General features: G+C 66.8%; 22 protein-coding genes. 13 read left to right on the top strand and 9 right to left on the bottom strand.

What is annotated here, in order from left to right; genetic code table 11:
* Positions 1–26 precede the first annotated feature (26 nt).
* The 4 genes from NN2_RS02505 to NN2_RS02490 all read right to left on the bottom strand — a co-directional run bounded on the left by NN2_RS02505 (position 27) and on the right by NN2_RS02490 (position 3,773).
* Complete coding sequence (locus NN2_RS02505) at positions 27–449, bottom strand: nuclear transport factor 2 family protein (RefSeq protein ID WP_063010003.1); 423 nt, start codon at positions 447–449, stop codon at positions 27–29.
* Positions 450–552: 103 nt separating this feature from the next.
* On the bottom strand, positions 553–1,719 hold the full coding sequence (locus tag NN2_RS02500) for a thiolase family protein (protein ID WP_062962009.1): 1,167 nt from the start codon (positions 1,717–1,719) through the stop codon (positions 553–555).
* Complete coding sequence (locus NN2_RS02495) at positions 1,716–2,750, bottom strand: thiolase family protein (protein WP_063010001.1); 1,035 nt, start codon at positions 2,748–2,750, stop codon at positions 1,716–1,718. The genes NN2_RS02500 and NN2_RS02495 overlap by 4 nt, the downstream gene beginning before the upstream one ends.
* A 12-nt stretch (positions 2,751–2,762) precedes the next feature.
* Positions 2,763–3,773 carry a Zn-ribbon domain-containing OB-fold protein gene (locus tag NN2_RS02490; RefSeq protein ID WP_063009999.1) on the bottom strand — a complete coding sequence of 337 codons (1,011 nt, stop codon included), beginning with the start codon at positions 3,771–3,773 and terminating at the stop codon, positions 2,763–2,765.
* Between the two features lie 118 nt (positions 3,774–3,891).
* Here NN2_RS02490 and NN2_RS02485 point away from each other — a divergent pair, with 118 nt between their 5' ends.
* From NN2_RS02485 to NN2_RS02465, 5 genes are all read left to right on the top strand, one after another.
* Positions 3,892–4,929, top strand: coding sequence for an LLM class F420-dependent oxidoreductase (locus NN2_RS02485; RefSeq protein ID WP_063009993.1), 1,038 nt, complete (start codon positions 3,892–3,894; stop codon positions 4,927–4,929).
* Positions 4,930–4,959: 30 nt separating this feature from the next.
* Entirely contained in the window at positions 4,960–6,501 is a 1,542-nt protein-coding gene (locus tag NN2_RS02480; protein ID WP_030518653.1) for an acyl-CoA synthetase, read from the top strand.
* 295 nt (positions 6,502–6,796) lie between these two features.
* Positions 6,797–8,446, top strand: coding sequence for an acyl-CoA synthetase (locus tag NN2_RS02475; protein WP_063009991.1), 1,650 nt, complete (start codon positions 6,797–6,799; stop codon positions 8,444–8,446).
* A gap of 245 nt (positions 8,447–8,691) precedes the next feature.
* A complete protein-coding gene (locus NN2_RS02470; protein WP_063010019.1) occupies positions 8,692–9,681 on the top strand; it encodes a sigma-70 family RNA polymerase sigma factor in 990 nt (329 codons plus the stop codon).
* A gap of 223 nt (positions 9,682–9,904) precedes the next feature.
* A complete protein-coding gene (locus tag NN2_RS02465) occupies positions 9,905–11,332 on the top strand; it encodes an MFS transporter (protein WP_063009989.1) in 1,428 nt (475 codons plus the stop codon).
* A 47-nt stretch (positions 11,333–11,379) separates the two neighbouring features.
* Here the strand turns inward: NN2_RS02465 and NN2_RS36855 are convergent, their stop codons facing one another.
* Together NN2_RS36855 and NN2_RS02460 are read right to left on the bottom strand one after the other, a co-directional pair.
* Complete coding sequence (locus NN2_RS36855; RefSeq protein WP_156511190.1) at positions 11,380–11,523, bottom strand: hypothetical protein; 144 nt, start codon at positions 11,521–11,523, stop codon at positions 11,380–11,382.
* Positions 11,524–11,772: 249 nt separating this feature from the next.
* Positions 11,773–12,657, bottom strand: a complete 885-nt coding sequence (locus NN2_RS02460) for a LysR family transcriptional regulator (protein WP_063009987.1) — start codon at positions 12,655–12,657, stop codon at positions 11,773–11,775.
* 111 nt (positions 12,658–12,768) lie between these two features.
* On the opposite strand from NN2_RS02460, the gene NN2_RS02455 reads away from it, so the two are divergent.
* Both NN2_RS02455 and NN2_RS02450 read left to right on the top strand, forming a co-directional pair.
* Complete coding sequence (locus tag NN2_RS02455; RefSeq protein WP_197516696.1) at positions 12,769–13,560, top strand: alpha/beta fold hydrolase; 792 nt, start codon at positions 12,769–12,771, stop codon at positions 13,558–13,560.
* A 32-nt stretch (positions 13,561–13,592) separates the two neighbouring features.
* Positions 13,593–14,405, top strand: coding sequence for an alpha/beta fold hydrolase (locus NN2_RS02450; RefSeq protein ID WP_063009985.1), 813 nt, complete (start codon positions 13,593–13,595; stop codon positions 14,403–14,405).
* Between the two features lie 8 nt (positions 14,406–14,413).
* Here the strand turns inward: NN2_RS02450 and NN2_RS02445 are convergent, their stop codons facing one another.
* On the bottom strand, positions 14,414–14,833 hold the full coding sequence (locus NN2_RS02445; protein WP_063009983.1) for a VOC family protein: 420 nt from the start codon (positions 14,831–14,833) through the stop codon (positions 14,414–14,416).
* 160 nt (positions 14,834–14,993) lie between these two features.
* Between NN2_RS02445 and NN2_RS02440 the strand changes: the two genes are divergently transcribed.
* Positions 14,994–15,548 carry an AAA family ATPase gene (locus NN2_RS02440; protein WP_063009981.1) on the top strand — a complete coding sequence of 185 codons (555 nt, stop codon included), beginning with the start codon at positions 14,994–14,996 and terminating at the stop codon, positions 15,546–15,548.
* Here the strand turns inward: NN2_RS02440 and NN2_RS02435 are convergent.
* Both NN2_RS02435 and NN2_RS02430 read right to left on the bottom strand, forming a co-directional pair.
* Positions 15,545–16,642, bottom strand: coding sequence for an acyl-CoA dehydrogenase family protein (locus NN2_RS02435; RefSeq protein WP_063009979.1), 1,098 nt, complete (start codon positions 16,640–16,642; stop codon positions 15,545–15,547). The genes NN2_RS02440 and NN2_RS02435 overlap by 4 nt on opposite strands.
* Before the next feature lie 49 nt (positions 16,643–16,691).
* The gene (locus NN2_RS02430; protein ID WP_030518643.1) at positions 16,692–17,885 is read right to left on the bottom strand and encodes an acyl-CoA dehydrogenase family protein; all 1,194 of its coding nucleotides are present in this window, start codon (positions 17,883–17,885) and stop codon (positions 16,692–16,694) included.
* Between the two features lie 209 nt (positions 17,886–18,094).
* Between NN2_RS02430 and NN2_RS02425 the strand changes: the two genes are divergently transcribed.
* The 5 genes from NN2_RS02425 to NN2_RS02405 all read left to right on the top strand — a co-directional run.
* Positions 18,095–18,283: a ferredoxin gene (locus tag NN2_RS02425; RefSeq protein ID WP_030518642.1), complete on the top strand. Its 189-nt coding sequence runs from the start codon at positions 18,095–18,097 to the stop codon at positions 18,281–18,283.
* 44 nt (positions 18,284–18,327) lie between these two features.
* Positions 18,328–19,245, top strand: coding sequence for a 3-oxoacyl-ACP reductase (locus NN2_RS02420; RefSeq protein ID WP_063009977.1), 918 nt, complete (start codon positions 18,328–18,330; stop codon positions 19,243–19,245).
* A 279-nt stretch (positions 19,246–19,524) separates the two neighbouring features.
* Positions 19,525–20,289: an MlaE family ABC transporter permease gene (locus NN2_RS02415; RefSeq protein ID WP_030518640.1), complete on the top strand. Its 765-nt coding sequence runs from the start codon at positions 19,525–19,527 to the stop codon at positions 20,287–20,289.
* Between the two features lie 4 nt (positions 20,290–20,293).
* Positions 20,294–21,145 carry an ABC transporter permease gene (locus NN2_RS02410; protein WP_030518639.1) on the top strand — a complete coding sequence of 284 codons (852 nt, stop codon included), beginning with the start codon at positions 20,294–20,296 and terminating at the stop codon, positions 21,143–21,145.
* A 5-nt stretch (positions 21,146–21,150) separates the two neighbouring features.
* The coding region (locus NN2_RS02405) for an MlaD family protein (RefSeq protein WP_156511189.1) at positions 21,151–21,597 on the top strand (447 nt) is incomplete at its 3' end.

Here is a 21,597-nt window from a genome sequence, read left to right as displayed (position 1 = left end):
CGGCCCTCGTTTCGTGCCGCACTGCCTCACTGCTTGCGCATGGTCCCCATCGCGCGATCGGTCTCCCAGAACGCGCGCAGTGCCACGATCTTCCCGGCGTCGTCGACCTTGTAGGTGAAGACGCCCTCGGCGTCGATGACGTGTCCGCCCAGCTGCGTGCGGATCAGCCCGGTGAAGGCCACCTCGCTGCCGCAGGCGAAGGAGTCCCCGAAGAGGAAGTCGATGGATTCGGTGGGGGCGATGGCCTTGTCCCAGAACGCCGCGATGGCCTCGTGGCCGCGGTGGCCCGCGCCCTCGGGGTCGAAGACCGAGGGGCCGATCGGGTCCTCCACGATGCCGTCGGTGGCGAACAGTGCCAGCCACGCGTCCTTGTCCCGGGCGCGGACCGCGGCCTGTGAGGCTCGTCCGGCGAGGCGTGCCGGATGTTCGGTGGTGGTGGTAGCGGTCATGTCGAACTCCCGGCTCGGCGGTATCGGCGAATTTGCTGATGGAATTGCAAATGTGCTTTCCGCCGGCAATCCGGTCACCCGGAAATGCCGGCGGAATTGCGCGTCACCGTGGTTCCGAGCCCACTACCCACATCGAGAAGTACTGTGATCCGCCACCATAGGCATGGCCGAAGGCTTTTCGAGCACCCTCGACTTGGTAATCGCCGGCCCGGCCCATTACCTGCTTGGCCGCCTCGGCGAAGCGGATCATGCCGGACGCGCCGATCGGATTGGAACTCAACACGCCGCCCGAGGGGTTGACCGGCAGCTTCCCGCCGATCTCGGTCTCGCGCGCGTCGACCAGCTTCCAGCCCTCGCCCTCGGGGGTGAAGCCCAGGTTCTCCAGCCACATCGGCTCGAACCAGGAGAACGGGACGTAGATCTCGGCCGCATCGATCTCCTCGAGCGGATTGGTGATCCCGGCCTGCTTCCACAGTGCGGCCGCGGCGTCGCGTCCGGCCTGCGGATTGACCTGGTCGCGGCCGGAGTAGGCCAGCGGTTCGGTGCGCATGGCCGTGCCGTGCACCCACGCGACCTTCTTACCCGACGCCTCGGCAGCCTTCGCCGACTCCTCGTCGCCGATCACGATCGCGCACGCGCCGTCGGAGGACGGGCACGTCTCGTCGAAACGCACCGGATCCCAAAGCATTTGGGACGCGAGTACCGATTCCATGGTGATATCGGGCTGGCGCAGGTGGGCGAACGGATTCTTCGCGCCGTTGCGGCGATCCTTCACCGCGACCATCGCGCCGATGTGCAGGGGAGCGTTGGCCCGGCGGATGTACGCGCGCACGTGCGGCGCGAAGTATCCGCCCGCACCGGCGCCGACCGGCATCGTGAACGGCACCGGATTCGACAGCGCCCACATCGCATTGGATTCGGACTGTTTCTCCCAGCAGATCGCCAGCACCCGGCGGTACACACCGGCCTGCACGTGGTTGGCGGCCACGACGCCGGTCGAACCGCCGACCGAACCCGCCGTGTGCACTCGCAGCAGCGGTTTTCCGGTGGCGCCCAAGGCATCCGCCATGAACAGCTCGGGCATCATCGAGCCCTCGAACAGATCCGGCGCCTTACCGACGATCACCGCGTCGATATCGGCCATCGTCAGATCGGCATCTTCGAGTGCGCGATCGATTGCCTCGCGGCACATACCGGCCATCGAGACATCGGTCCGTTTCGTCACGTGATGGGTTTGTCCCGTGCCGAGTACGGCGGCTTGCTGCGTCATCGTCCTGCCTCCAGGATCGCCACCAAGTTCTGCTGCAACGCCGGACCACTGGTGGCGTGTGCGAGGGCTCGCTCGGCGGTGCCGTTCATGATTTCGTTGGCCGCGTAGCCGATTCGTTCCAGACCTGCGGCGAACATCGGGTTGCCCGCCAGCGCACCACCCGAGGGGTTGATGCGGGTGGACTCGCTCAGCCCGATGGCCTGCTTCAGGATCAGCTGTTCGTGGCTGTAGGTCGCATGCAGTTCGGCGACATCGAATCCGCTCGCATCCCCGCCGAGCACCGCCTTGGCCGCGGCCGTGGTGGAGGGGGAGGTGGTCAGATCGCGGGCGCCGATCATCGGGGTGTCGATGCGATGCGCCATGCCGGTCAGCCACGCCGGCCGCTCGCACAGCTCGCGAGCCTTGTCGCCGCGGGCCAGCACGATCGCGGCGGCGCCGTCGGTGATCGGCGCGATGTCGTGCTCGCGCAGCGGATTCGCGACATACGGTGCGGCGAGGCGCTTCTCGATCTCGGCGTCGTCGGCGGCCGAGACCGCGGCCATATCGCGTTCGGTCCAGTTCCCGGCGTCGAGTCCGGCCCGGGCCTGCAGTCCGGCCACCGAGACCGCATCAGGCCACAGCGGGGCGACCAGGTAGGGATCCATCTGCATCGTCAGCACCTGCCGCAGCGTGCCGGCCGAAGGCTTGCCGAAGCCGTAGACCAGGGCGGTCTCGGCCTGTCCGGAGCGCAGCTTCACCCACGCCTCGTACAGCGCCCAGGCGGCGTCCATTTCGACGTGCGATTCGTTGATCGGCGGCACGGCGCCGATCGAGTCGATCGCGGAGATGAACGAGAAGGCCCGTCCGGCAAGGTAATCGGAAGAACCCGAGCACCAGAAGTCGATATCGGACACGCCGATGCCGAGCTTGTCGTACAGCTGCCGGAAGCACGGGACCAGCATTTCGACACCGTTGGTGGTGCCGTAGGTTTCACGGACATGCGGGGCGTGGGCGAAGCCCACCACCGCGATATCTGTAGCGTTGTCGCTCAAGGTGTTTCGCTCCTAGAGGTGGTGCCGGTAGCTGTCGTAGTCCGCGTCCGGCTCGCCGTTGGGCTCGAAGTGGTCCACGTTCTCCAGCGTGTAACCCCACTCCTCGCGCGGCTTCCACACCGCCTTCACGCGCATACCCATGCGGACTTCGCTGGGATCACAGCCCAGCACCCGGTGCAGCACCGGAATATCGGCGCCGTCGAGCAGTACGTACGCGGTGACGTACGGCGGCTTGATCTTCTGTCCCATGAACGGCACGTTCACGATGCAGAACGTGGTGATGGTGCCGGTGTCGGGCAGGTCGACCATCTCGTCGGTCGGACGGCCGTCGATCGGGTCGGCGCCGCGGGGCGGGAAGTACACCTTGCTCTCGGCGTCGGCGCGACCGCCGATCAGGCGTCCCTCGGCCAGCGCCTTCAGATACCGCGTCTCGGTAGGCGAGGCGGTGTGCTTGTACCGCAGGTCGATGGGAGTGACGATGCCGGTGACCGGCTCGGCAGCATCGGCATCCGACGAGGTGGAACCGGCTGGGGCCGAGGAGGTCTCGCCCGGTTCGACACAGGCTATGTCGTGGATGCTGCCGGTGCGTTCGGCGGCCCAGCGCACCCGCACGCGCAATCCGCTGTGCACCTCGTCGGGAGACGACACGTCGAGAGCGTGCAGCACCGCCGTGTCGGCGCCGTCGAATTTCACCAGCGCCCAGGCGAAGGGGCGGTCGAACGGCTGGCCGGGCAGCGGATCGGCGACCCAGCTCCAGCTCTGCACCGTGCCGACATCGGAGACGTCGACGAAGTCGGTCAGCCGCTCCGCGGTCACCGGATCGAATTCCGCCGGCGGCACGATCACCCGGCCGTCGCTGCCGCGGACGCCGACGATCCGGCCCTCGCGCAGCCCGGTCAGGAACCGGCCGATGGTCGGTCCGACCGATCGGGTGTAGTCGAACTTCATTCGTAGTTCGGCGCTGAGTACCTCGGGTGCGGGTTCCGCTTCCGGACCGCTGCCTTTCGCGATTACGCCGGTCATGGTGTTCCCATTGGTCACGATATCGAGTAGAACAGGTTCTTATTCTGGTGGCAAGGGCTACCTGGAAAGGTGTCCGGCAACGGGCTCGGTGAAACGGGCTGGGCGGAAGGAGTCGACGATGCGGTTCGGATTGCAGCTCGGATATTGGGGTGCGGGGCCGCCGCCCAACGCCGGGGAGTTGGTGGTGGCCGCCGAGGAGGCCGGATTCGACGCGGTGTTCGCCGCCGAGTCCTGGGGTTCGGATGCCTTCACGCCACTGGCCTGGTGGGGTTCGTCCACGCATCGGGTCCGGCTCGGGACGTCGGTGGTGCAGCTGTCCGCTCGCACCCCCACCGCGACCGCGATGGCCGCGCTGACCCTCGATCACCTCAGCGGTGGCCGCCACATCCTGGGGCTGGGCGTCTCCGGCCCGCAGGTGGTGGAGGGCTGGTACGGCCAGCCCTTCGCCAAACCGTTGCAGCGCACCCGCGAGTACGTCGGGATCATCCGCCAGGTGCTGGCCCGGGAGGCGCCGGTGGTGAGTCAGGGCGCGCAGTACCGGCTGCCCTACGACGGGCCGGGTTCGACCGGCCTGGGTAAACCGCTCAAGCCGATAACCCACCCGCTACGTGCGGATCTGCCGATCTGGCTCGGCGCCGAGGGGCCCAAGAACGTGGCGCTCACGGCCGAGATCGCCGACGGCTGGCTGGCGATCTACTACACCCCGCGACTCGCCGGAATGTACGACGAATGGCTCGACGAGGGGTTTGCCCGGCCCGGTGCCCGGCGTTCTCGGGAGGACTTCGAGATCGCGGCGAGCTGCCAGGTGATCATCACCGACGACGCCCGCGCCGAAATCGATCGGATCAAGCCGGTGATGGCGCTCTACATCGGCGGCATGGGCGCCGAGGAGCTGAACTTCCACGCCCAGGTCTACCGGCGGATGGGTTACGGCGCCGAGGTCGACGAGATCACCAGATTGTTCCGCTCCGGCCGTAAGGACGAGGCCGCCGCCGTGATCCCGGACCAGCTGATCCTCGACACCGCCATCATCGGCGACGAGGACCATGTGCGCTCCCAGCTGAAGGTCTGGGAGGCGGCGGGTGTCGGAATGCTCCTGGTGACCGTTCGCGACGTGGCGCAGCTGGACCGTCTCGCCCCCCTTGTTCAGATGTAGAACACGTTCTAGATTCGAGGAGTGACTTCGATGGAGCCGGCGCAGAAGCTGGGACTGTGGAATATCGCTGCCACCGACCCCGATCGGATCGCGGTCGTCGATCCGTCGGGGCGGGAGGTCAGCTACCGGGAGTTGTCCGACCAGGCCGACCGCATCGCAAGAGGCTTGCAGGCCAAGGGGTTACAGCCCGGCGATGTGCTGGTGTCGATGGTGCACAACACCACCGATGCGCTCGGCGTGTACTTCGCGGCCTATCAGGCCGGGCTGTACATCGTCGCGGTGAACTGGCATCTGACCGGTCCGGAGATCGCCTACATCCTCGGTGACAGCGAGGCGAAGGTCTTCATCGCCGACGAGCGTTTCGCCGAAGCCGCGACGATCGCCGCCGACGAGGCGAATGTGCCTGCGAGCGCGCGCTATTCGGTGGGCGACATCGCCGGGTTCCAGCCCCTGGCCGAGCTCGGCGCGGGAGAGTCCGGACGCCCCGACGTCCGGACCACCGGTGCGCCGATGCTCTACACCTCGGGAACCACCGGTCGTCCCAAGGGCGTTCGCCGCCCGCTGACCGGCGCCGATCCGGATGTGGTGGGCCCGCAGGCGACCGGCTTCTTCGGACTCTTCGGCATCCAGCCCTTCGACGACCACGTGCACATCTGCGGTTCGCCGCTCTATCACACCGCCGTGCTGAACTTCGCCTCCATCTCGATTCAGCTGGGGCACAAGGTGGTTCTGATGGACAAGTGGGATCCGGAGGAGATGCTGCGGCTGATCGACACCCATCGGGTGACGCACAGCCATATGGTCCCCACTCAGTTCCACCGCCTGCTCGCGCTCCCGGAGGAGGTGCGGGCGCGCTACGACGTCTCCTCGCTGCGGTGCATGATCCACGGCGCCGCGCCGTGCCCGCAGGAGACCAAGCGCAGGATGCTGGAGTGGTGGGGCCCGGTCGTCACCGAGTACTACGCGGCCACCGAGGGCGGCGGCACGTCGATCTCGGGCGAGGAGTGGTTGCGCAAGCCGGGTTCGGTCGGCAAGGCCTGGCCGTACGCGGTGGTGAAGGTGCTCGACGAGCAAGGCAACGAGGTCGCGCCCGGCGAGGTCGGCCAGGTGTACATGAAGATGGGCGGCTCCAACTTCGAGTACCACAAGGACAAGTCGAAGACCGAGGATGCGCGGGTGGGCGATCTGTTCACCGTCGGCGACATCGGGCACATGGATGCCGACGGCTATCTGTTCCTGCACGACCGGCGTTCGGATCTGATCCTGTCCGGGGGTGTGAACATCTATCCGGCCGAGATCGAGGGTGAGTTGATCACCCACCCCAAGGTCGCCGATGTCGCGGTCTTCGGTATCCCGCATCCGGATTGGGGTCAGGAGGTGAAGGCCGTCGTGCAGCCGGCCGAAGGAGTCGCGGCCGACGACGAGCTGACCCGGGAGCTGATGGAGTTCGCCGCGGCTCGCCTGGCGAAGTACAAGCTGCCCAAGAGCATCGACTACCTGCCCGAACTGCCGCGCGATCCGAACGGCAAGTTGTACAAGCGCAAGCTGCGCGAGCGTTACGTGCCCGCGTAGCCGCAGTCTCGCCGATCGAGTCCGGACGCCCTTTCCGTCCTGCCCTGTGTGGGGCGTCCTCGGTCGCGAGCGCCCAACGGGGTCGAGGCCCGTAGGAGGCAGCGAAGCGTCACCACGCAGGGCCTCCCCGTTGGGCGGATGCGACACTGCCCTCGAGCCCGCCCGGTTGTGACCGGCGGGCTCGTCGGCGTTGCAGAATACGCGTTTCGGCGAAACCCACTGCCGATTCGGCCGAATTAGTAAACTGTGTAAATCAAGTCTTGTCAGGCGTAAGAACACGTTCTATTTTGGTCCTGTGAGCTACAACATAGCGGACCTTGTCGAACACACCATCGACCTCGTGCCGGACCGTGTCGCACTGGCCGACGACGTCCGCTCGGTGACCTATGCCGAGCTGGAGGATCGGGCCAACCGATTGGCGCACTACCTGCAAGAACAGGGTGTGCAGCCGGGTGACAAGGTCGGCATCTACTCGCGCAACACGATCGAGGCCGTGGAGGCCATGGTCGCGATCTTCAAGGCGCGGGCAGTAATGATCAACGTGAACTTCCGGTACGTCGAGAACGAGTTGCAATACATTTTCGACAATTCCGATATGGTCGCGCTGATTCACGAACGTCGCTACAGCGACAAGGTGTCGGCGGTGCGACCGAACACGCCGAAGCTGAAGACGGTCATCGCCGTGAACGACGGTACCGAAGCCGAGGTGTCGCTGCCCGCGGATTCGGTGGAATACGAAGCGGCGCTGGCGGCTTCGCACGGTGAGCGCGACTTCGGTGACCGCTCCAACGACGACATCTTCATGATCTACACCGGCGGCACGACCGGCATGCCCAAGGGCGTCATGTGGCGCCACGAGGACTGGTGGCGGGTGCTCGGCGGTGGCATCAACTTCATCACCGGCGAAGCGATCGAGGACGAGTGGCAGCAGGCCAAGGCCGGCGCCGCCGGCGGCCAGATGGTGCGCTACCCGATCCCGCCGATGATCCACGGCGGTTCGCAGTCGGCGACCTTCCACGGCCTGTTCGACGGTGGCAAGACGATCATGCTGCCGGAGTTCGGCGCCCACACCGTGTGGCAGGCGATCGACCGCCACGGCGTGAACCTCATCTTCATCACCGGTGACGCCATGGCGCGGCCGATGCTGGACGCGCTCAAGGAAGGCCATCCGGAAACCGGTGAGCCGTACCAGCATGCGAATCTGTGGGCGATGGCCAGCAGTGCGGCGCTGTTCTCCCCGGCGCTGAAGGACGAGTTCATCGAGCTGCTGCCGAATACGGTCATCACCGATTCCATCGGCTCCTCGGAGACCGGTTTCGGCGGGCTGTCGGTGGCGGCCAAGGGTGCCACCCATACCGGTGGTCCCCGGGTCAAGATCGACGCCTCCACCGCGGTCATCGACGAGGAGGGCAACCCCGTCGCGCCCGGCTCCGGTCAGGTGGGCGTGCTGGCTCGGACCGGCAACATCCCGCTCGGCTACTACAACGACCCGGTGAAGACCGCCGCGACGTTCAAGGAGTTCAACGGCGTTCGCTACTCGATCCCCGGCGACTTCGCCCGGGTCGAGGAGGACGGCACCGTCACGATGCTGGGCCGCGGTTCGGTCAGCATCAACAGCGGCGGCGAGAAGATCTACCCGGAGGAGGTCGAGGGCGCGCTCAAGTGCCATCCGGAGATCTTCGACGCGCTGGTGATCGGTGTGCCGGACGAGCGCTGGGGTCAGCGGGTGGCCGCGGTCGTGCAGTGTCGCGGCGCCGACCGTCCGACGCTCGAGGAATTGCGTCCGGTGCTGACCAGGGAGATCTCCTCCTACAAGCTGCCGCGCAGCCTGTGGTTCGTGGACGAGATCAAGCGTTCGCCGGCCGGTAAGCCCGACTACCGCTGGGCCAACGAACACGCCGGGTCGCGTCCGGCCGACGAGGAATCCCAGGCCGCGTCGAAATAGCCCCGCAGCGATGGCCCCGCAGAAATAGATAGCTCGCCGAAGTAAATAACCGGCAATCGATATCGCCGCGCCCGGCATAGCACGCCGGGCGCGGCGATTTCGTGTCGCCGAAACGCGGTGAGTTCTGTGCACCGCCGGTCCGTCGAGTGCCATTGCATGGCCGCGGCCTGCTGAGCACGGCGTTCGTGTCGATGCCCCTACTTCCGGGGTGTTTTCTGTCGGTGGCCTGTGCCACAGTGATCCGCATGAGCGAACAAGCTTCCGCCGGCACGGTCGACGACGTGCTGCAGCAATTCGAGAGTTACCGGCGGGAGCTGTGTGCTTACGCCTATCGGATGTTGGGTTCCTCGTTCGAGGCAGAGGACGCGGTTCAGGAGACTTTCACTCGGGCCTGGAAGGCCTACGACTCGTTCGAGGGGCGGTCCAGCCTGCGGTCGTGGCTGTACAAGATCACCACGAACATCTGCCTGGACATGCTGGACGGCCCCCAGCGCCGGGCCCGGCCGATGGACCTGTCCGGACCGTCGAGCCCGGACAGCCCGCTGCCGCCGCCGCAGCCCGATTACGTCTGGGTCGAGCCGATTCCGAACGCACTGGCCTTCGGCGCCGACCCGGCCGAGCACGCCAGCACCAAGGATTCGCTGCGGCTGGCGTTCGTGGCAGCCTGTCAGCATCTGCCGGCCACCCAGCGGGCGATCCTCATCATGCGTGAGGTGCTGCGGTTCTCGGCCAACGAGACGGCCGAGATGTTGATGATGTCGCCGGCCTCGGTGAACAGCGCGCTGCAGCGGGCCCGCGCGACGATGTCGAAGGTGCAGCCCTCGGAGTCGGGCGGCTACGACGAATCCGACGACAGTCAGCGCAAACTCGTCGACGGCTTCGTGCGCGCCTTCGAGGCCTACGACATGGACGCGCTCACCTCGCTGCTGAAAGAGGATGTGGCGCTGTCGATGCCGCCCATCGAGCTGTGGGTCTCCGGTCCGGAGAACGTCGCTCGGTTCATGCTCTCGCCGGGACCCTCGGCCTGCCGGGGTTCGCGGCTCGTTCCCCTGGAAGGCGCCAACGGACTTCCGGCCTTCGGTCAGTACAAACCCACCGGGGAACCCGGGGTCTTCTCGCCCTGGTCGATCACGGTGCTGGAATTCGACGGTTCCGCGATCAGCGGACTGAACTTCTTCCTCGACACCGACCGGTTGTTCCCGCTGTTCGGATTGCCGCCGGAGTTGCGCGACTGATCCGTTCGGGATCGTGCAGGGCCCGCCGGTCGAATGACCGACGGGCCCTTCTCCTTTCGCGGTCGCGGAGATGTCCGCCTCGGAGACGTCATACCCCCAGGGGGTATGACGGGAATCACAGCGGCGTTTCATACCGTGCATATACCCCTAGGGGGTATACAGAACGAGTCGGAAATTCCACGGGCGCAGCGGATGCGCCCGCAACCGAGGAGTGAGGATTTCTATGTCCACTCGGGTATCCACGCCGCCGTCGCGGCGCTGGTTCGCATTGGCGCTGATCGCGCTGGCGCAGTTCATGGTCATCATGGACACCTCGATCATCGGGGTGGCGCTGCCGAAAATGCAGGATTCCCTGGGCTTTTCGCAGGAGGGGCTGTCCTGGGTCTTCAACGCCTACGTCATCGTCTTCGGCGGGCTGCTGCTGCTCGGCGGACGCCTGTCCGACATCTGGGGTGCTCGCCGCGTCTTCCAGATGGGCTGGGTGGTGCTCGGCGCCGGGTCGCTGGTGGCCGGACTCGCCGGATCGCCCGCAATCGAGCTGATCGGCCGGGGTGTGCAGGGAGCGGGCGCCGCATTGATCGCCCCCTCGGCGCTGACACTGCTGATGATGGTGTTCGGGTCGAATCCCAAGGAGCTGACCACCGCATTCGCCTTCTACGGCGCCGCCGCGCCGGCGGGCGGTACCGCCGGCGTATTCCTCGGCGGGCTCATCACCGAGTACGCGTCGTGGCCGTGGGTCTTCTACATCAACATCCCGATCGCGGCGCTGGCCGTCGTCGCGGCCGCGGTCCTGGTTCCCGGCGGAGCGGCCGCGTCCGGCGGTTCGGTCGACGTGCTCGGTGCCCTGACCGCGACGCTGGGTCTGGGTGCGGCCGTCTTCGCAGTCGTCCGTGCGCCAGAGGTCGGCTGGGGTTCCGGATCGACGTGGGGTGTCCTGGCGCTCGCGGCCATCTTGTTGGCGGCCTTCCTGGTGCTGCAGGCCCGTCGCCGGGAACCGCTGATGCCGCTGTCGATCTTCCGTGCGCCGAATCTCGGTGCGGCCAACATGGCTCAGGTCCTGCTGGGCGCGGCCTGGGTGCCGATGTGGTTCTTCCTGAACCTGTATCTGCAGCAGGTTCTCGGCTACTCGGCGTTCCCGTCGGGTGCGGCTCTGCTGCCGATGACCGCCCTGATCATGGTCGGCATGATCGCGGTGTCGCCGAAGTTGTTCGCGCGCTTCGGCGCTCGCGCCATGATCGTCACCGGGCTGCTGGTCCTGGGGGCCGGTCTGGTCTGGCTGACCTTCATCCGGGCCGACGGCAACTTCTGGATCGACGTGCTGCCCGGATCGCTGCTGGCCGCGTTCGGGATGTCGCTGGCCTTCGTCCCGTCGCTACAGGCCGCCATCTCCGCGGCGCGGCCGGAGCAGGGCGGCCTGGCGTCCGGTCTGGTGAACACCGGCTATCAGATCGGATCGGCGCTGGGGCTGGCGGTGGTGACCGCGATCGCCTCGGCCGCCGGAGCCGACCGCATCGGTGACGCCGATGCCCTCACCGACGGGTTCTCCGCCGCATTCGGCGCCGCGGCGGGAATCGCGGTGCTGGCGGCGTCGCTCGGCTGGGCGACCTTCCGGTCGCCGGCTCGGCGTGAGCGAGTGCCGGCGGGTGCGTGACAGCGCGACCGCGTGTGGCCCTCGACCAGGTCGGGGCCACACGGCTGTCAGTCGATCGCCTTGGCGGTCAGCCAGATCGTGATGACGACCCCGGCCGCCACCGCCATGCCGATGTGGCCGGGGGAGCGCGCGTAGTCGTAGCTCGAGAGTGCCGCGACGGCCGCCAGGACGAACATCAGCAGACGTTTCACCGGGTACCCCCCACCGCTCGGAGTTCAAGCATACGAGAGGCGGAAGTAGTTGCGCCACAGGAGAATACCGCGATCACGTGGTATCGGTATTGCACGATGTTCGCCGGTGACCCCGGGCTCGCGTGGTGCGCGGATAGCTCGGCAAGGCCGAAGCAGCCGCGCCCGGCGCGTCGGCGGATGTCGCGGTGGTGAGACGAATTGGGCCGGCGCGGAACGTCTTCGAATGAGACGGACGCAACGATCAGGTGATCAGTCGGTGACGGTGTGGCAGGCCTCGATGAGTGCCCGTAATTCGGCACGTGGCGGATCGGGCCGCACCGCGAGATAGCTCGGCATCCTCGGCTCCGGGTTGCGCAGAGGACGCCAGACCACGCCCGGGAACGACAAATTCGCCGCCTGGGCGGCGTAGTACACCGTCCAACTCGGCGTGCCGAAGCCGATCGCGGCCAGCGTGTCCTGTTCGGTGGTGAACTCCGGTCCGAAGGCCGGTGCGAAACCGGCCTCCCGGCACGAATCGACGACCAGGTCGTAGAGGGTGGGATTGCGGATGCGGCCGACCAACCGCAGCGGCAACGGCGCGAGCTGCGCGAGATCGATCTCGCGCAATACCGCGAGGTCGTGCCGAGCGGGGATCGCGGCCACCAGGCGGTCGGACCACAGCGGCAGCAGTTCCAGGCCGGGTTCGTCCCGCGGACCGCGCACGATCGCCGCATCCAGTTCCCCCGAGCGCACGCCCTTCACCCGAACCTCGGTGTCCGCGCCGACCAGTTCGAGGTGGGCGTGCGGGGCACGGCGAGCGAAGGCCACGAGAATGTTCTCCAGGCGGGTGCCCAGACCGGTGCTGGTGCCCAGCCGGATCGTGCCGGTGCGTTCGATGCGCAGGTCGTCGATGGCGGCACGGGCCTGCGCCACCGCGGCGAGGACCTGTTCGGCGTGCGGAAGCAGTCGCCGCCCGCCCTCGGTGAGGCGCACGGTGCGGGTGGTCCGCTCGAACAGCGCGACGCCCAATTCCCGCTCCAGGCGGGTGATCTGCTGGCTCACGGCCGACTGCACGATGTGCAGCCGCACGGCCGCGCGTCCGAAGTGCAGTTCCTCGGCCACGGTCAGGAAGTACTGCAATTGGCGGAGCTCCACGGCGCGAGATTAATCAGTTTCGGTGAACAGTGCCAGCGCGGTTCGACCGTTTTTCGGCGCGGCCGAACGCGATTTCCTGGTCACAGCACATCGGAAACCGCACCGGGAGTGATGACCATGCCGTATCTCGCCGTCGACGACGTCCAGCTGTACTACGAGGATCAGGGAACCGGGCAGCCGCTGTTGTTCCTGCACGGCTGGGGTACCAGCGGCCGGGTCTGGGGCGCTCAGCAGGCGGCGCTGGTCACCGAGTTCCGGGTGGTCACCGTCGATTGGCGCGGCTGCGGGCGATCGGACCGGCCCGTCGCCGGCAACAACCTGACCGGTGTGATCGCCGACCTCGTCGAGCTCATCCGGCGGCTCGGGTTGCATCGCCCCATCGTCGTCGGATCCTCGGTCGGCGCGACCTTCGCGACCGAACTGGCGCTGGCTCATCCGGATCTGCTCGGCGGTGTCGTCGCGGTGGACGGTCCGGCCTACTGGCCCGGGCAGGGCATGCCGCTGGCCGAGATCATCGGCGAAATGCGGGATCACCGAGCCGAATTCGTCGCGCGGTGGGTGCCGAACTGGTATGCCCCGGGAACCTCGCCGGCGCTGGTGGGCTGGACCGTACGACAGATCCTCGATTCGGGTGTGTACATCGACGAACTGTTCCACCTCTTCGCGACCTACGATCCCCGCCCGCGACTGCCGCACCTGCGTACGCCGATCTACTACCTGCACGGCGAGTTGGACGCCGAAATTCCGGTGGCGGTGGCGCGGACGTGCGCGGCCCTCACCCCGGGCGCGCGAGTCGGCGTGATCGACGGCGCGGGCCATATGCCGCAACAGGAACGAGCGGCCGAATTCACGGCCGCGCTGCGCGCGGCGATCGCCGACTTCACTCTGCAGGCCGCGGCCTGATGACCGAAACACCTACGACACAAGGAAATTCGATGAAATTCGCAACGGCCGCAATCACCGGGGGTACCGCCGAGGTCGCCTACCACATGACCGGAACGGGTCCCGCGGTCGTGCTGGTCCACGGCACGGCGGCCGCACGCGACCAGTGGGCGCCGCTGACCGCCGATCTCGCCGACCGCTATACCGTTGTGGCACTGGACTATTCCGGTTCGGGCGACACCGTCGACCACGGCGGCCCACTCACCGTCGCCGATCTGGCCGCCGAGGTGCGCGCCGTCGCCGATCACGCCGGGCTGGACCGGTTCCACTTGGTCGGGCATTCCCTGGGCGCGGTGGTGGCCGCGCATGTCGCCGCGACCGCACCCGACCGGGTTCGTTCCCTGCTGATGCATGCGGGCTGGGTTCGCACCGACGCTCGGATGGATACCGAATTCCGTTACTGGATCCAGGTGCTGCGCGCCGACGCCGCCTACGGCACCAGCCTCTTCGCGCACATGCTGCCGCTGATGGCATTCGGTCCGCGCTACTGGGAGCGAACGAGCGCGGAGGAGAACGCGACCCTGGTCGAGCAGCTGGCGAAGGTGATCGCGCGCGGTGCCGCCCGCCAGACCGAGGTGGATCGCACCGTGGATCTCACCGATCTGCTCGGCCGCATCACCGCGCCGACGCTGATCCTCGCCAGTGCGCACGACCGGGTGGTTCCGGCGGCGCAGCAACAGCGGCTGCTCGCCGCGATACCCGATGCTCGCTACGCCGAGATCGACGCCGGTCACGGCGCTCCGGGCGAGGATCCGGCCGGCTTCCACGCCAAGATCATCAATTTCCTGGACGCGCAAACGGCGTGAACGCCCGGTCAGTTGCTGCCGGGATGGTCCATCCAGAAACCCTCCCAGTGGTGACCGTCGGGGTCGACGAAGGCGCGGCTGAACATGCCTACCGCCTCCTCCTGGGCGCGCTTGTCCTCGCTGACCTCCTCCGTGGCCCCGGCGCCCACCGCGGCCGCGATCAGCGACTCGACCTCCGCCCGACTGCCCAGCGACAGCGCGTAGATGGAACCGGTGGCCGCCCGGGTGTCGGCGATCGGTCGGTTGGTGAAGGTGTCGAAGTACCGCCGGACCAGCAGCATCACGCAGATGTTGTCGTCGACCACCACGCACGCGGCGTTCTCGTCGGTGAAATCCGGATTCACCTTCCAGCCCAGCGCCTCGTAGAACGATGTGGACCGCTCCAGATCCTCGACGGGGAGATTGATGAAGATCATCTTGCTGGCCATGCTCGGTCCTCTCGCGGCATCGGTACGTGTCGTCTGTAGAGACGCGGTGGGCGCGGCAAACTCATCGGACGCCTCGGCGTACCCCCTCTGAGCTGCACCGATGCCGCATCGACCGGGAAAATCGCTCGCGGTCGAATGTCCTGCGCGATACCGTCCGGCCATGACGAGTGCCGTCTATCTCATCACCGGCATCCAGGCGGCCGGAAAGTCGACGGTCGCGCAGACCCTCGCCGAACGACTGCTCCGTTCCGCCCACGTTCGCGGTGACGTGTTCCGCCGCTTCGTGGTCGGCGGCCGCGCCGAGATGTCCGGCGAACCGAGCGGAGAAGCCATGCGGCAGTTGCGGTTACGCCACCGCCTGGCGGCCGCGACGGCCGACGAATACGCCGCCGCGGGATTCACGGCGGTGGTCCAGGACGTCGTCCTGGGTGAACTGCTGCCGTGGATGATCGAGCAGATCCGCACCGACCCGCTGTACGTGGTCGTGCTGACTCCGCGTCCGGCCGCGGTGGCTCGGCGTGAGGCCGGACGGGACAAGAAGGCCTACGGGGTCTTCACCGTGGAACAGCTCGACACCGTCCTGCACGCGGAAACGCCACGCGTCGGATTGTGGTTGGACACAACGGATCTCACGGTCGAGGAGACCGTCGAAGAGATTCTCGCCCGGGCCGAACCGGTGGAGCGGCGGATCGGCCCGGGCGAGCGCCTGCGTTAGTGGGCCTCGGCCAGGAGGGTGCCCAGCGCACGCAGGTGGTCGGTGGCACCGCCGAGCGCGAATTCGTTGTGTTTGGCGGCGGTGAAGTAGCACTGCACGATGTGGTCGCGGTCGATGCCGACGCCACCGTGCACGTGCACGGCGGTGTGTGCGATGCGGTGACCGGCCTCGGCGGCCCAGAACTTGGCGGTGTGAATCTCCGCGTCCGCCGGCAGCCCCTCGTCGACCCGCCACGCGGCCTGGGTGACCGCCAGCCGCAGCCCCTGCAGATCGATGTAGCCGTCGGCCAGCCGCTGCGCGACGGCCTGGAAGCTGCCGATCTTACGATTGAACTGCTCACGCTCGCGGCCGTATTCGGCGACGAGTTCGACCGCGCGCTCCAAGGTGCCCAGCTGCTGCGCGGCCAGACCGAGCCAGCCGTGGTTCAGCAGCCACGCGAGGATTTCCGCGCCGTCGTCCACGGTGCCGATCAATTCGGCAGGGGTGGAATCGAATTCGATCTCGGCCTGCGGGCTGCGGTCGACCACCTGCTGCGGCGTGATGCGCGCGTCCGCCGGGTCGACCAGGAATACCGCTGCCGTGCCGGAGACCGTGGCGGGCACCAGGATCCGCCCGGCCTGCGCGGCGAAGGGAACAACCGTCTTGGCGCCGACCAGCTTCCAGCCGCCGTCCTCGGTCGCGGTCGTGGTGGGCTTCGCCGGCTCCCAGTTGCGTTCCTCCGACAGCGCCGCGGTCAGAATCGTCTCGCCCGCACCGGCTTTCGCCGCCAGTTCGCGCTGCGCCTCGTCGCCCCAGCGGGCCAGGGCGCCGGCGCCGAGCACGACCGACCACAGGTAGGGGACGGGGGCGGCGGATTTGCCGATCTCCCGAAGGATCGCGGTCTGCTCCAGCGCGCCCAGGCCGCTGCCGCCCACCGATTCCGGCAGCGCCGCCGCGAGCACTCCGGTCTCGGCCAGTGACCGCCAGAGCTGTTCGTCGAAGCGGACCTCGGCCTTGTCCAGTTCCCGCAGCCGGTCGGCGGTGACCAGTTTGGTGCAGACCTCGCCGGTCAACCGCGCGAGATCCTGCTGCCCCTCGGTAAGTGTGAAATCCATCGTTGTTCCTAGTTCTTCGGCGTTTCCGATGTTCCGACCGGTCTGCGGCTCAGCGGGCGGCAGCGGGCTGTTTCAGGGCGGTCATCGCGATGATGTCGCGCTGCACTTCGTTGGTGCCGCCGCCGAAGGTCAGGATCAGGCAGGCGCGATGCATCCGCTCGAGCCGTCCGCGCAGCTGCGCGCCGGGGGAGTCCTGCCGCAGATAGGCCTGCGGGCCGAGGATCTCCATCAGCAGTCGGTAGGCCTCGGTGGCCAATTCGGTGCCGAGCACCTTGCAGGTGGAGGCATCCCACGGCCGCGGCGCGGCATCTCCGCCGGCATCGGCGCCCGAGGCGATCTCCCAGTTCAGCAGCTTCAGGAATTCGACCTTGGCGTGCACGCGCGCGAGGTTCAGCCGCACCCACTCGTTGTCGATCACCCGCGCACCGGTGGAATCCTTGGTGTCGCGCGCCCACTCGGTGGTCTGCGCGACCGCCAGCGCCAGCGGCGCCGCCGAGGTCAGCGCCACCCGCTCGTGGTTGAGCTGGTTGGTGACCAGCGCCCAGCCGCCGTTCTCGGGGCCGACCATCGCCGAGTGCGGAACCCGCACGTCCTGGTAGTAGGTGGCGCTGGTGTCGGGCCCGGCCATCGTGTGCACGGGCGTCCAGGAGAAGCCCTCGGCCGAGGTCGGCACGATGAACATGCTGATGCCCTTGTGCTTCTTGGCGGTTGGGTCGGTGCGGGCGGCCAGCCAGATGTAGTCGGCGTACTGGATGAGGCTGGTCCACATCTTCTGGCCGTTGATCACCCAGTCGTCACCGTCGCGGACCGCGGTGGTGCGCAGTGACGCCAGGTCGGTGCCCGCGCCGGGCTCGGAATAGCCGATGGAGAAGTGCAATTCGCCCGCGGAGATCTTCGGCAGGAAGAACTTCTTCTGCTCCTCGGTGCCGTAGTGCATGATCGTCGGCGCCACCGAGTTGATGGTCAGGAACGGCACCGGCGCGCCCGCGACGGCCGCCTCGTCGGTGAAGATCAGCTGATCCATCGTCGAGCGATCCTGGCCGCCGTACTCCTTGGGCCAGCCGAGGGTGAGCCAGCCGTCGTGGCCCATCTGCTGAACGACCTCGCGGTAGACGTTGCCGTGCCCGTACTCACCGGTCTGCGACGACAAGGCCTCGCGGCGCTCCGGCGTGATCAGCTTGGCGAAATATTCGCGGAGCTCGGCGCGCAGCTGCTCCTGTTGCTCGGTATAAGCAATCCGCATGGCGGTTACCTCGTACTCGGTGATGGTGATGGCGGATGTGACGACATCGCCCCTGTGACGATCAGCGCCGGGGCCGATCTGCCCTGACGTCGATCATTGCATATCTACTGAAACATGTTCCAGTATGGAAACCGAATCCGGCCGCTTCGGCCGCAGCGGCCCGGCCGGGCTTGTAGGCTCGGCACTACCTGGTGGTGAAGGAGTTATCAATGAAGGTCAGTGTGGATTTCGACCAGTGCGAGGCCAACGGTATTTGCGTCGGAATCGCCCCCGACGTCTTCGAACTCGACGATGAGGATCAGCTGCACATCCTCACCGCCGACGTGCCCGAGGACCGGCTCTCCGATGTCGAGACCGCCGTCGCGCAATGCCCCAAGGCTGCCCTGCGGTTGCAGTGAAATGGATGCTTGCCGATAACTGGAACACGTTCTAGAGTCACGGCGTGAGTGAATCGTCGAATCAGTCGGGGACGGATCTGTCCGGCAAGGTAGCGATCGTGACCGGAGCCGGCGCGGGCCTCGGGCGGGCCGAAGCGCTGGCGCTGGCCGGGGCCGGCGCATCGGTGGTGGTCAACGATCTGGCCGAGAACGATACGGTGGCCGCCACCCTCGCCGATATCCGCGCGCTGGGCGCGAAAGCGGAATTCGTGGGTGGCAGTGTGGCCGAGCGCGCCACCGCCGATGCCCTGATTCGCACCGCGGACGAGACCTTCGGCGGTGTGGACATCGTCGTGAACAATGCGGGAATCGTCCGTGACCGCATGCTTTTCAATCTCTCCGACGAGGACTGGGACGCGGTCCTCGCGGTCCATCTGCGCGGCCATTTCCTGTTGTCGCGGAATGCCGCCGCCTACTGGCGCGGTAAATCGAAGGAATCTGGTGCTCCAATTTACGGGCGCCTGATCAACACATCGTCGGAAGCCGGTTTGCTGGGTCCGGAAGGGCAGCCGAATTACGCGGCCGCGAAAGCCGGAATCACCGCGCTGACGCTGTCCGCCTCGCGCGGTTTGTCGCGATACGGCGTGCGTGCCAACGCCATCTGCCCGCGGGCCCGGACCGCCATGACGGAATCGGTCTTCTCCGCCGCTCCCGAAGGGGATGTGGACCCGTTGTCGCCGGATCACGTCGCCCGTCTGGTCGCCTACCTGGCCTCTCCCGGCGCCGATGCGATCAACGGTCAGGTGTTCGTCGTATACGGCCCGATGGTCGCGCTGATGGCCGCGCCCGAAGTCGAGGCCCGCTTCGATGCCGCCGGCGCGGAATGGAGTGCGGACGCGCTGGCCGACACACTCGGAACCTACTTCGCCGAGCGCCCCGCCGGGCGTACGTTTTCTGCGAGTTCGCTGCACGATCTCGGCTGATTATCAGGTGCAGGTCATCCGACCAACTCCGGTTGATCGGCGGTCTCGCACTTGGTAGACATGGGGGTCGAAGGTTGTGGGGTGCCTCACAAAGGCGTTCTGTACACCGTATGAACCTGTTCTAGCTTCCGAGATGAAGCTCGGATGAAAAGAGCAGGTCAAAAATGTCAAATTCTCTTCCGATTCGATGTGAACGTGTTCTAATCTTCGGAGCAGAAGAGGTGTGGAGGCTCGCTTGCGCAGCGTTGCGCGTACGGGTCGGCAAGGAGGAATCGCGGAATGAACGAGGTTCTTGCCGTGCCGTTGCGTGCGGTCGGCGGGTTCTTCGAACTCGTGGCCGCTGTGGCGCGGGCCTTGATACGTCCGCCATTTCAGCGACGGGAATTCGTCGACCAGTCGTGGTTCGTCGCACGGGTGTCGATCATCCCGACCATCCTGGTCGCGATCCCGTTCACGGTTCTGGTGAGCTTTACGCTGAACATTCTGCTGCGCGAAATCGGCGCGGCCGATCTCTCGGGTGCGGGCGCCGCATTCGGAACGGTCACCCAGGTCGGTCCGATCGTGACGGTGCTGATCGTCGCCGGCGCCGGTGCCACCGCGATCTGCGCGGACCTGGGTGCGCGCACGATCCGCGAAGAAATCGACGCCATGAAGGTGCTCGGTATCGATCCGATCCATCGACTGGTGGTGCCCCGCGTACTCGCCTCGATGTTCGTCGCGGCGCTGCTCAACGGCCTGGTCTCGACGATCGGCATCGCCGGCGGCTTCCTGTTCTCGGTTCTTCTGCAGGGAGTCAACCCCGGCGCCTTCGTCAACGGGCTCACCCTGCTCACCCATACGCCGGAGCTGGTGATCTCGGAGGTCAAGGCCGCGCTGTTCGGTCTGATCGCCGGTCTGATGGCCTGCTATCTCGGTCTCAACGTCAAGGGCGGTCCCAAAAGTGTGGGTGACGCGGTCAACCAGACGGTGGTTTTCTCCTTCATGGCTCTGTTCGTGGTGAACGTCGTGGTCACCGCCGTCGGCATCAAGTTCACGGTGCGGTGATCCGATGGCGTTCGTAATCCAGTCCCGCTTCCCCCGTACTGTTCGACGTGTGCGGCGGGTTTCGAGTTCGATGGACGGAATCGGGCATCACGCCCAGTTCTACGCGAAGTCACTGGCCTCGGTGCCGAAGGCGTTCTCGCACTACCGCACCGAAACCATTCGCCTGATCGCCGAAATCAGCATGGGCACAGGCGCTTTGGCGGTGATCGGCGGCACGGTGGTGATCGTCGGCTTCCTCACCCTGTTCACCGGCGGCACCATCGCGGTGCAGGGCTACAGCTCGCTGGGCAATATCGGTGTCGAGGCGCTGACCGGATTCTTCGCCGCATTCCTCAATGTGCGCATCGCGGCACCGGTGATCTCGGGCATCGGGCTCGCGGCGACCATCGGCGCCGGCGCCACGGCCCAGCTGGGCGCCATGCGGGTGGCCGAGGAGATCGACGCCCTGGAATCCATGGCGATCCGGCCGATGCCCTTCCTGGTGGGCACCCGGGTGCTGGCGGGCATGATCGCGATCGTTCCGCTCTACGCGCTCGCGGTCATCGCGTCGTTCGTCGCGAGCCGCTTCGCCACGGTCGTCATCTACGGCCAGTCGGCCGGTGTGTACGACCACTACTTCTCAACATTCCTGATTCCCAGTGACATTCTGTGGTCGTTCGTACAGGCGATCCTCATGGCCTTGGCGGTCATGATGATTCACACCTATTACGGCTACAACGCGACCGGTGGACCGGTCGGTGTCGGAATCGCGGTCGGTAACGCGGTGCGCGCCTCGCTGGTGGCAGTGGTGTCGGTGACCCTGCTGATGTCGCTGGCGATCTACGGCACCTCCGGCAACTTCCATCTCTCCGGGTAGGCGGTATGGCGGCAAATAAACTCGTCGAAAAGGAAGGCGCCGGCAAGTTTTTCGGCGCCGGATGGGGTGTCAAGCTTTCGGGGGTGGCGCTGATTCTGTTTCTGGCCGCGATCGTCGCCGTCGCTTTGACGATGTTCGTGGGCGGATTCAGCACGTCGAAACCGGTCTATCTCGACGCCCCGCGGGCCGGCCTGGTGATGGACAAGGACGCGAAGGTCAAGATCCGCGGTGTGCAGATCGGCCACGTCTCCGATATCGCGTATACCGGCGACCAAGCTCGGCTCACCCTGGCGATCGAACCCGATCAGCTGAAGATGGTGCCCGCGAACGCGACCGTGGATATTCGGTCCACCACCGTCTTCGGCGCCAAATACGTGAACTTCGTCGAGCCGGAGGTTCCGTCCGCGCAGCATCTGCAGGCCGGCGCCACGCTGACCGCGCAGTCGGTGACC

It is taken from the genome of Nocardia nova NBRC 15556, assembly GCF_001613005.1.
Lineage (GTDB): Bacteria > Actinomycetota > Actinomycetes > Mycobacteriales > Mycobacteriaceae > Nocardia > Nocardia nova.
This window is presented reverse-complemented; position numbering and strand designations above follow the sequence as displayed.

Excerpts from the sequence above, each read along its gene's own strand:
- NN2_RS02505 (WP_063010003.1), bottom strand. The coding sequence starts at position 449 with ATGACCGCTACCACCACCACCGAACATCCGGCACGCCTCGCCGGACGA.
- NN2_RS02500 (WP_062962009.1), bottom strand. The coding sequence starts at position 1,719 with ATGACGCAGCAAGCCGCCGTACTCGGCACGGGACAAACCCATCACGTG.
- NN2_RS02490 (WP_063009999.1), bottom strand. The coding sequence starts at position 3,773 with ATGACCGGCGTAATCGCGAAAGGCAGCGGTCCGGAAGCGGAACCCGCA.
- NN2_RS02485 (WP_063009993.1), top strand. The coding sequence starts at position 3,892 with ATGCGGTTCGGATTGCAGCTCGGATATTGGGGTGCGGGGCCGCCGCCC.
- NN2_RS02480 (WP_030518653.1), top strand. The coding sequence starts at position 4,960 with ATGGAGCCGGCGCAGAAGCTGGGACTGTGGAATATCGCTGCCACCGAC.
- NN2_RS02470 (WP_063010019.1), top strand. The coding sequence starts at position 8,692 with ATGAGCGAACAAGCTTCCGCCGGCACGGTCGACGACGTGCTGCAGCAA.
- NN2_RS02465 (WP_063009989.1), top strand. The coding sequence starts at position 9,905 with ATGTCCACTCGGGTATCCACGCCGCCGTCGCGGCGCTGGTTCGCATTG.
- NN2_RS02455 (WP_197516696.1), top strand. The coding sequence starts at position 12,769 with ATGACCATGCCGTATCTCGCCGTCGACGACGTCCAGCTGTACTACGAG.
- NN2_RS02450 (WP_063009985.1), top strand. The coding sequence starts at position 13,593 with ATGAAATTCGCAACGGCCGCAATCACCGGGGGTACCGCCGAGGTCGCC.
- NN2_RS02445 (WP_063009983.1), bottom strand. The coding sequence starts at position 14,833 with ATGGCCAGCAAGATGATCTTCATCAATCTCCCCGTCGAGGATCTGGAG.
- NN2_RS02440 (WP_063009981.1), top strand. The coding sequence starts at position 14,994 with ATGACGAGTGCCGTCTATCTCATCACCGGCATCCAGGCGGCCGGAAAG.
- NN2_RS02435 (WP_063009979.1), bottom strand. The coding sequence starts at position 16,642 with ATGGATTTCACACTTACCGAGGGGCAGCAGGATCTCGCGCGGTTGACC.
- NN2_RS02430 (WP_030518643.1), bottom strand. The coding sequence starts at position 17,885 with ATGCGGATTGCTTATACCGAGCAACAGGAGCAGCTGCGCGCCGAGCTC.
- NN2_RS02425 (WP_030518642.1), top strand. The coding sequence starts at position 18,095 with ATGAAGGTCAGTGTGGATTTCGACCAGTGCGAGGCCAACGGTATTTGC.
- NN2_RS02415 (WP_030518640.1), top strand. The coding sequence starts at position 19,525 with ATGAACGAGGTTCTTGCCGTGCCGTTGCGTGCGGTCGGCGGGTTCTTC.
- NN2_RS02410 (WP_030518639.1), top strand. The coding sequence starts at position 20,294 with ATGGCGTTCGTAATCCAGTCCCGCTTCCCCCGTACTGTTCGACGTGTG.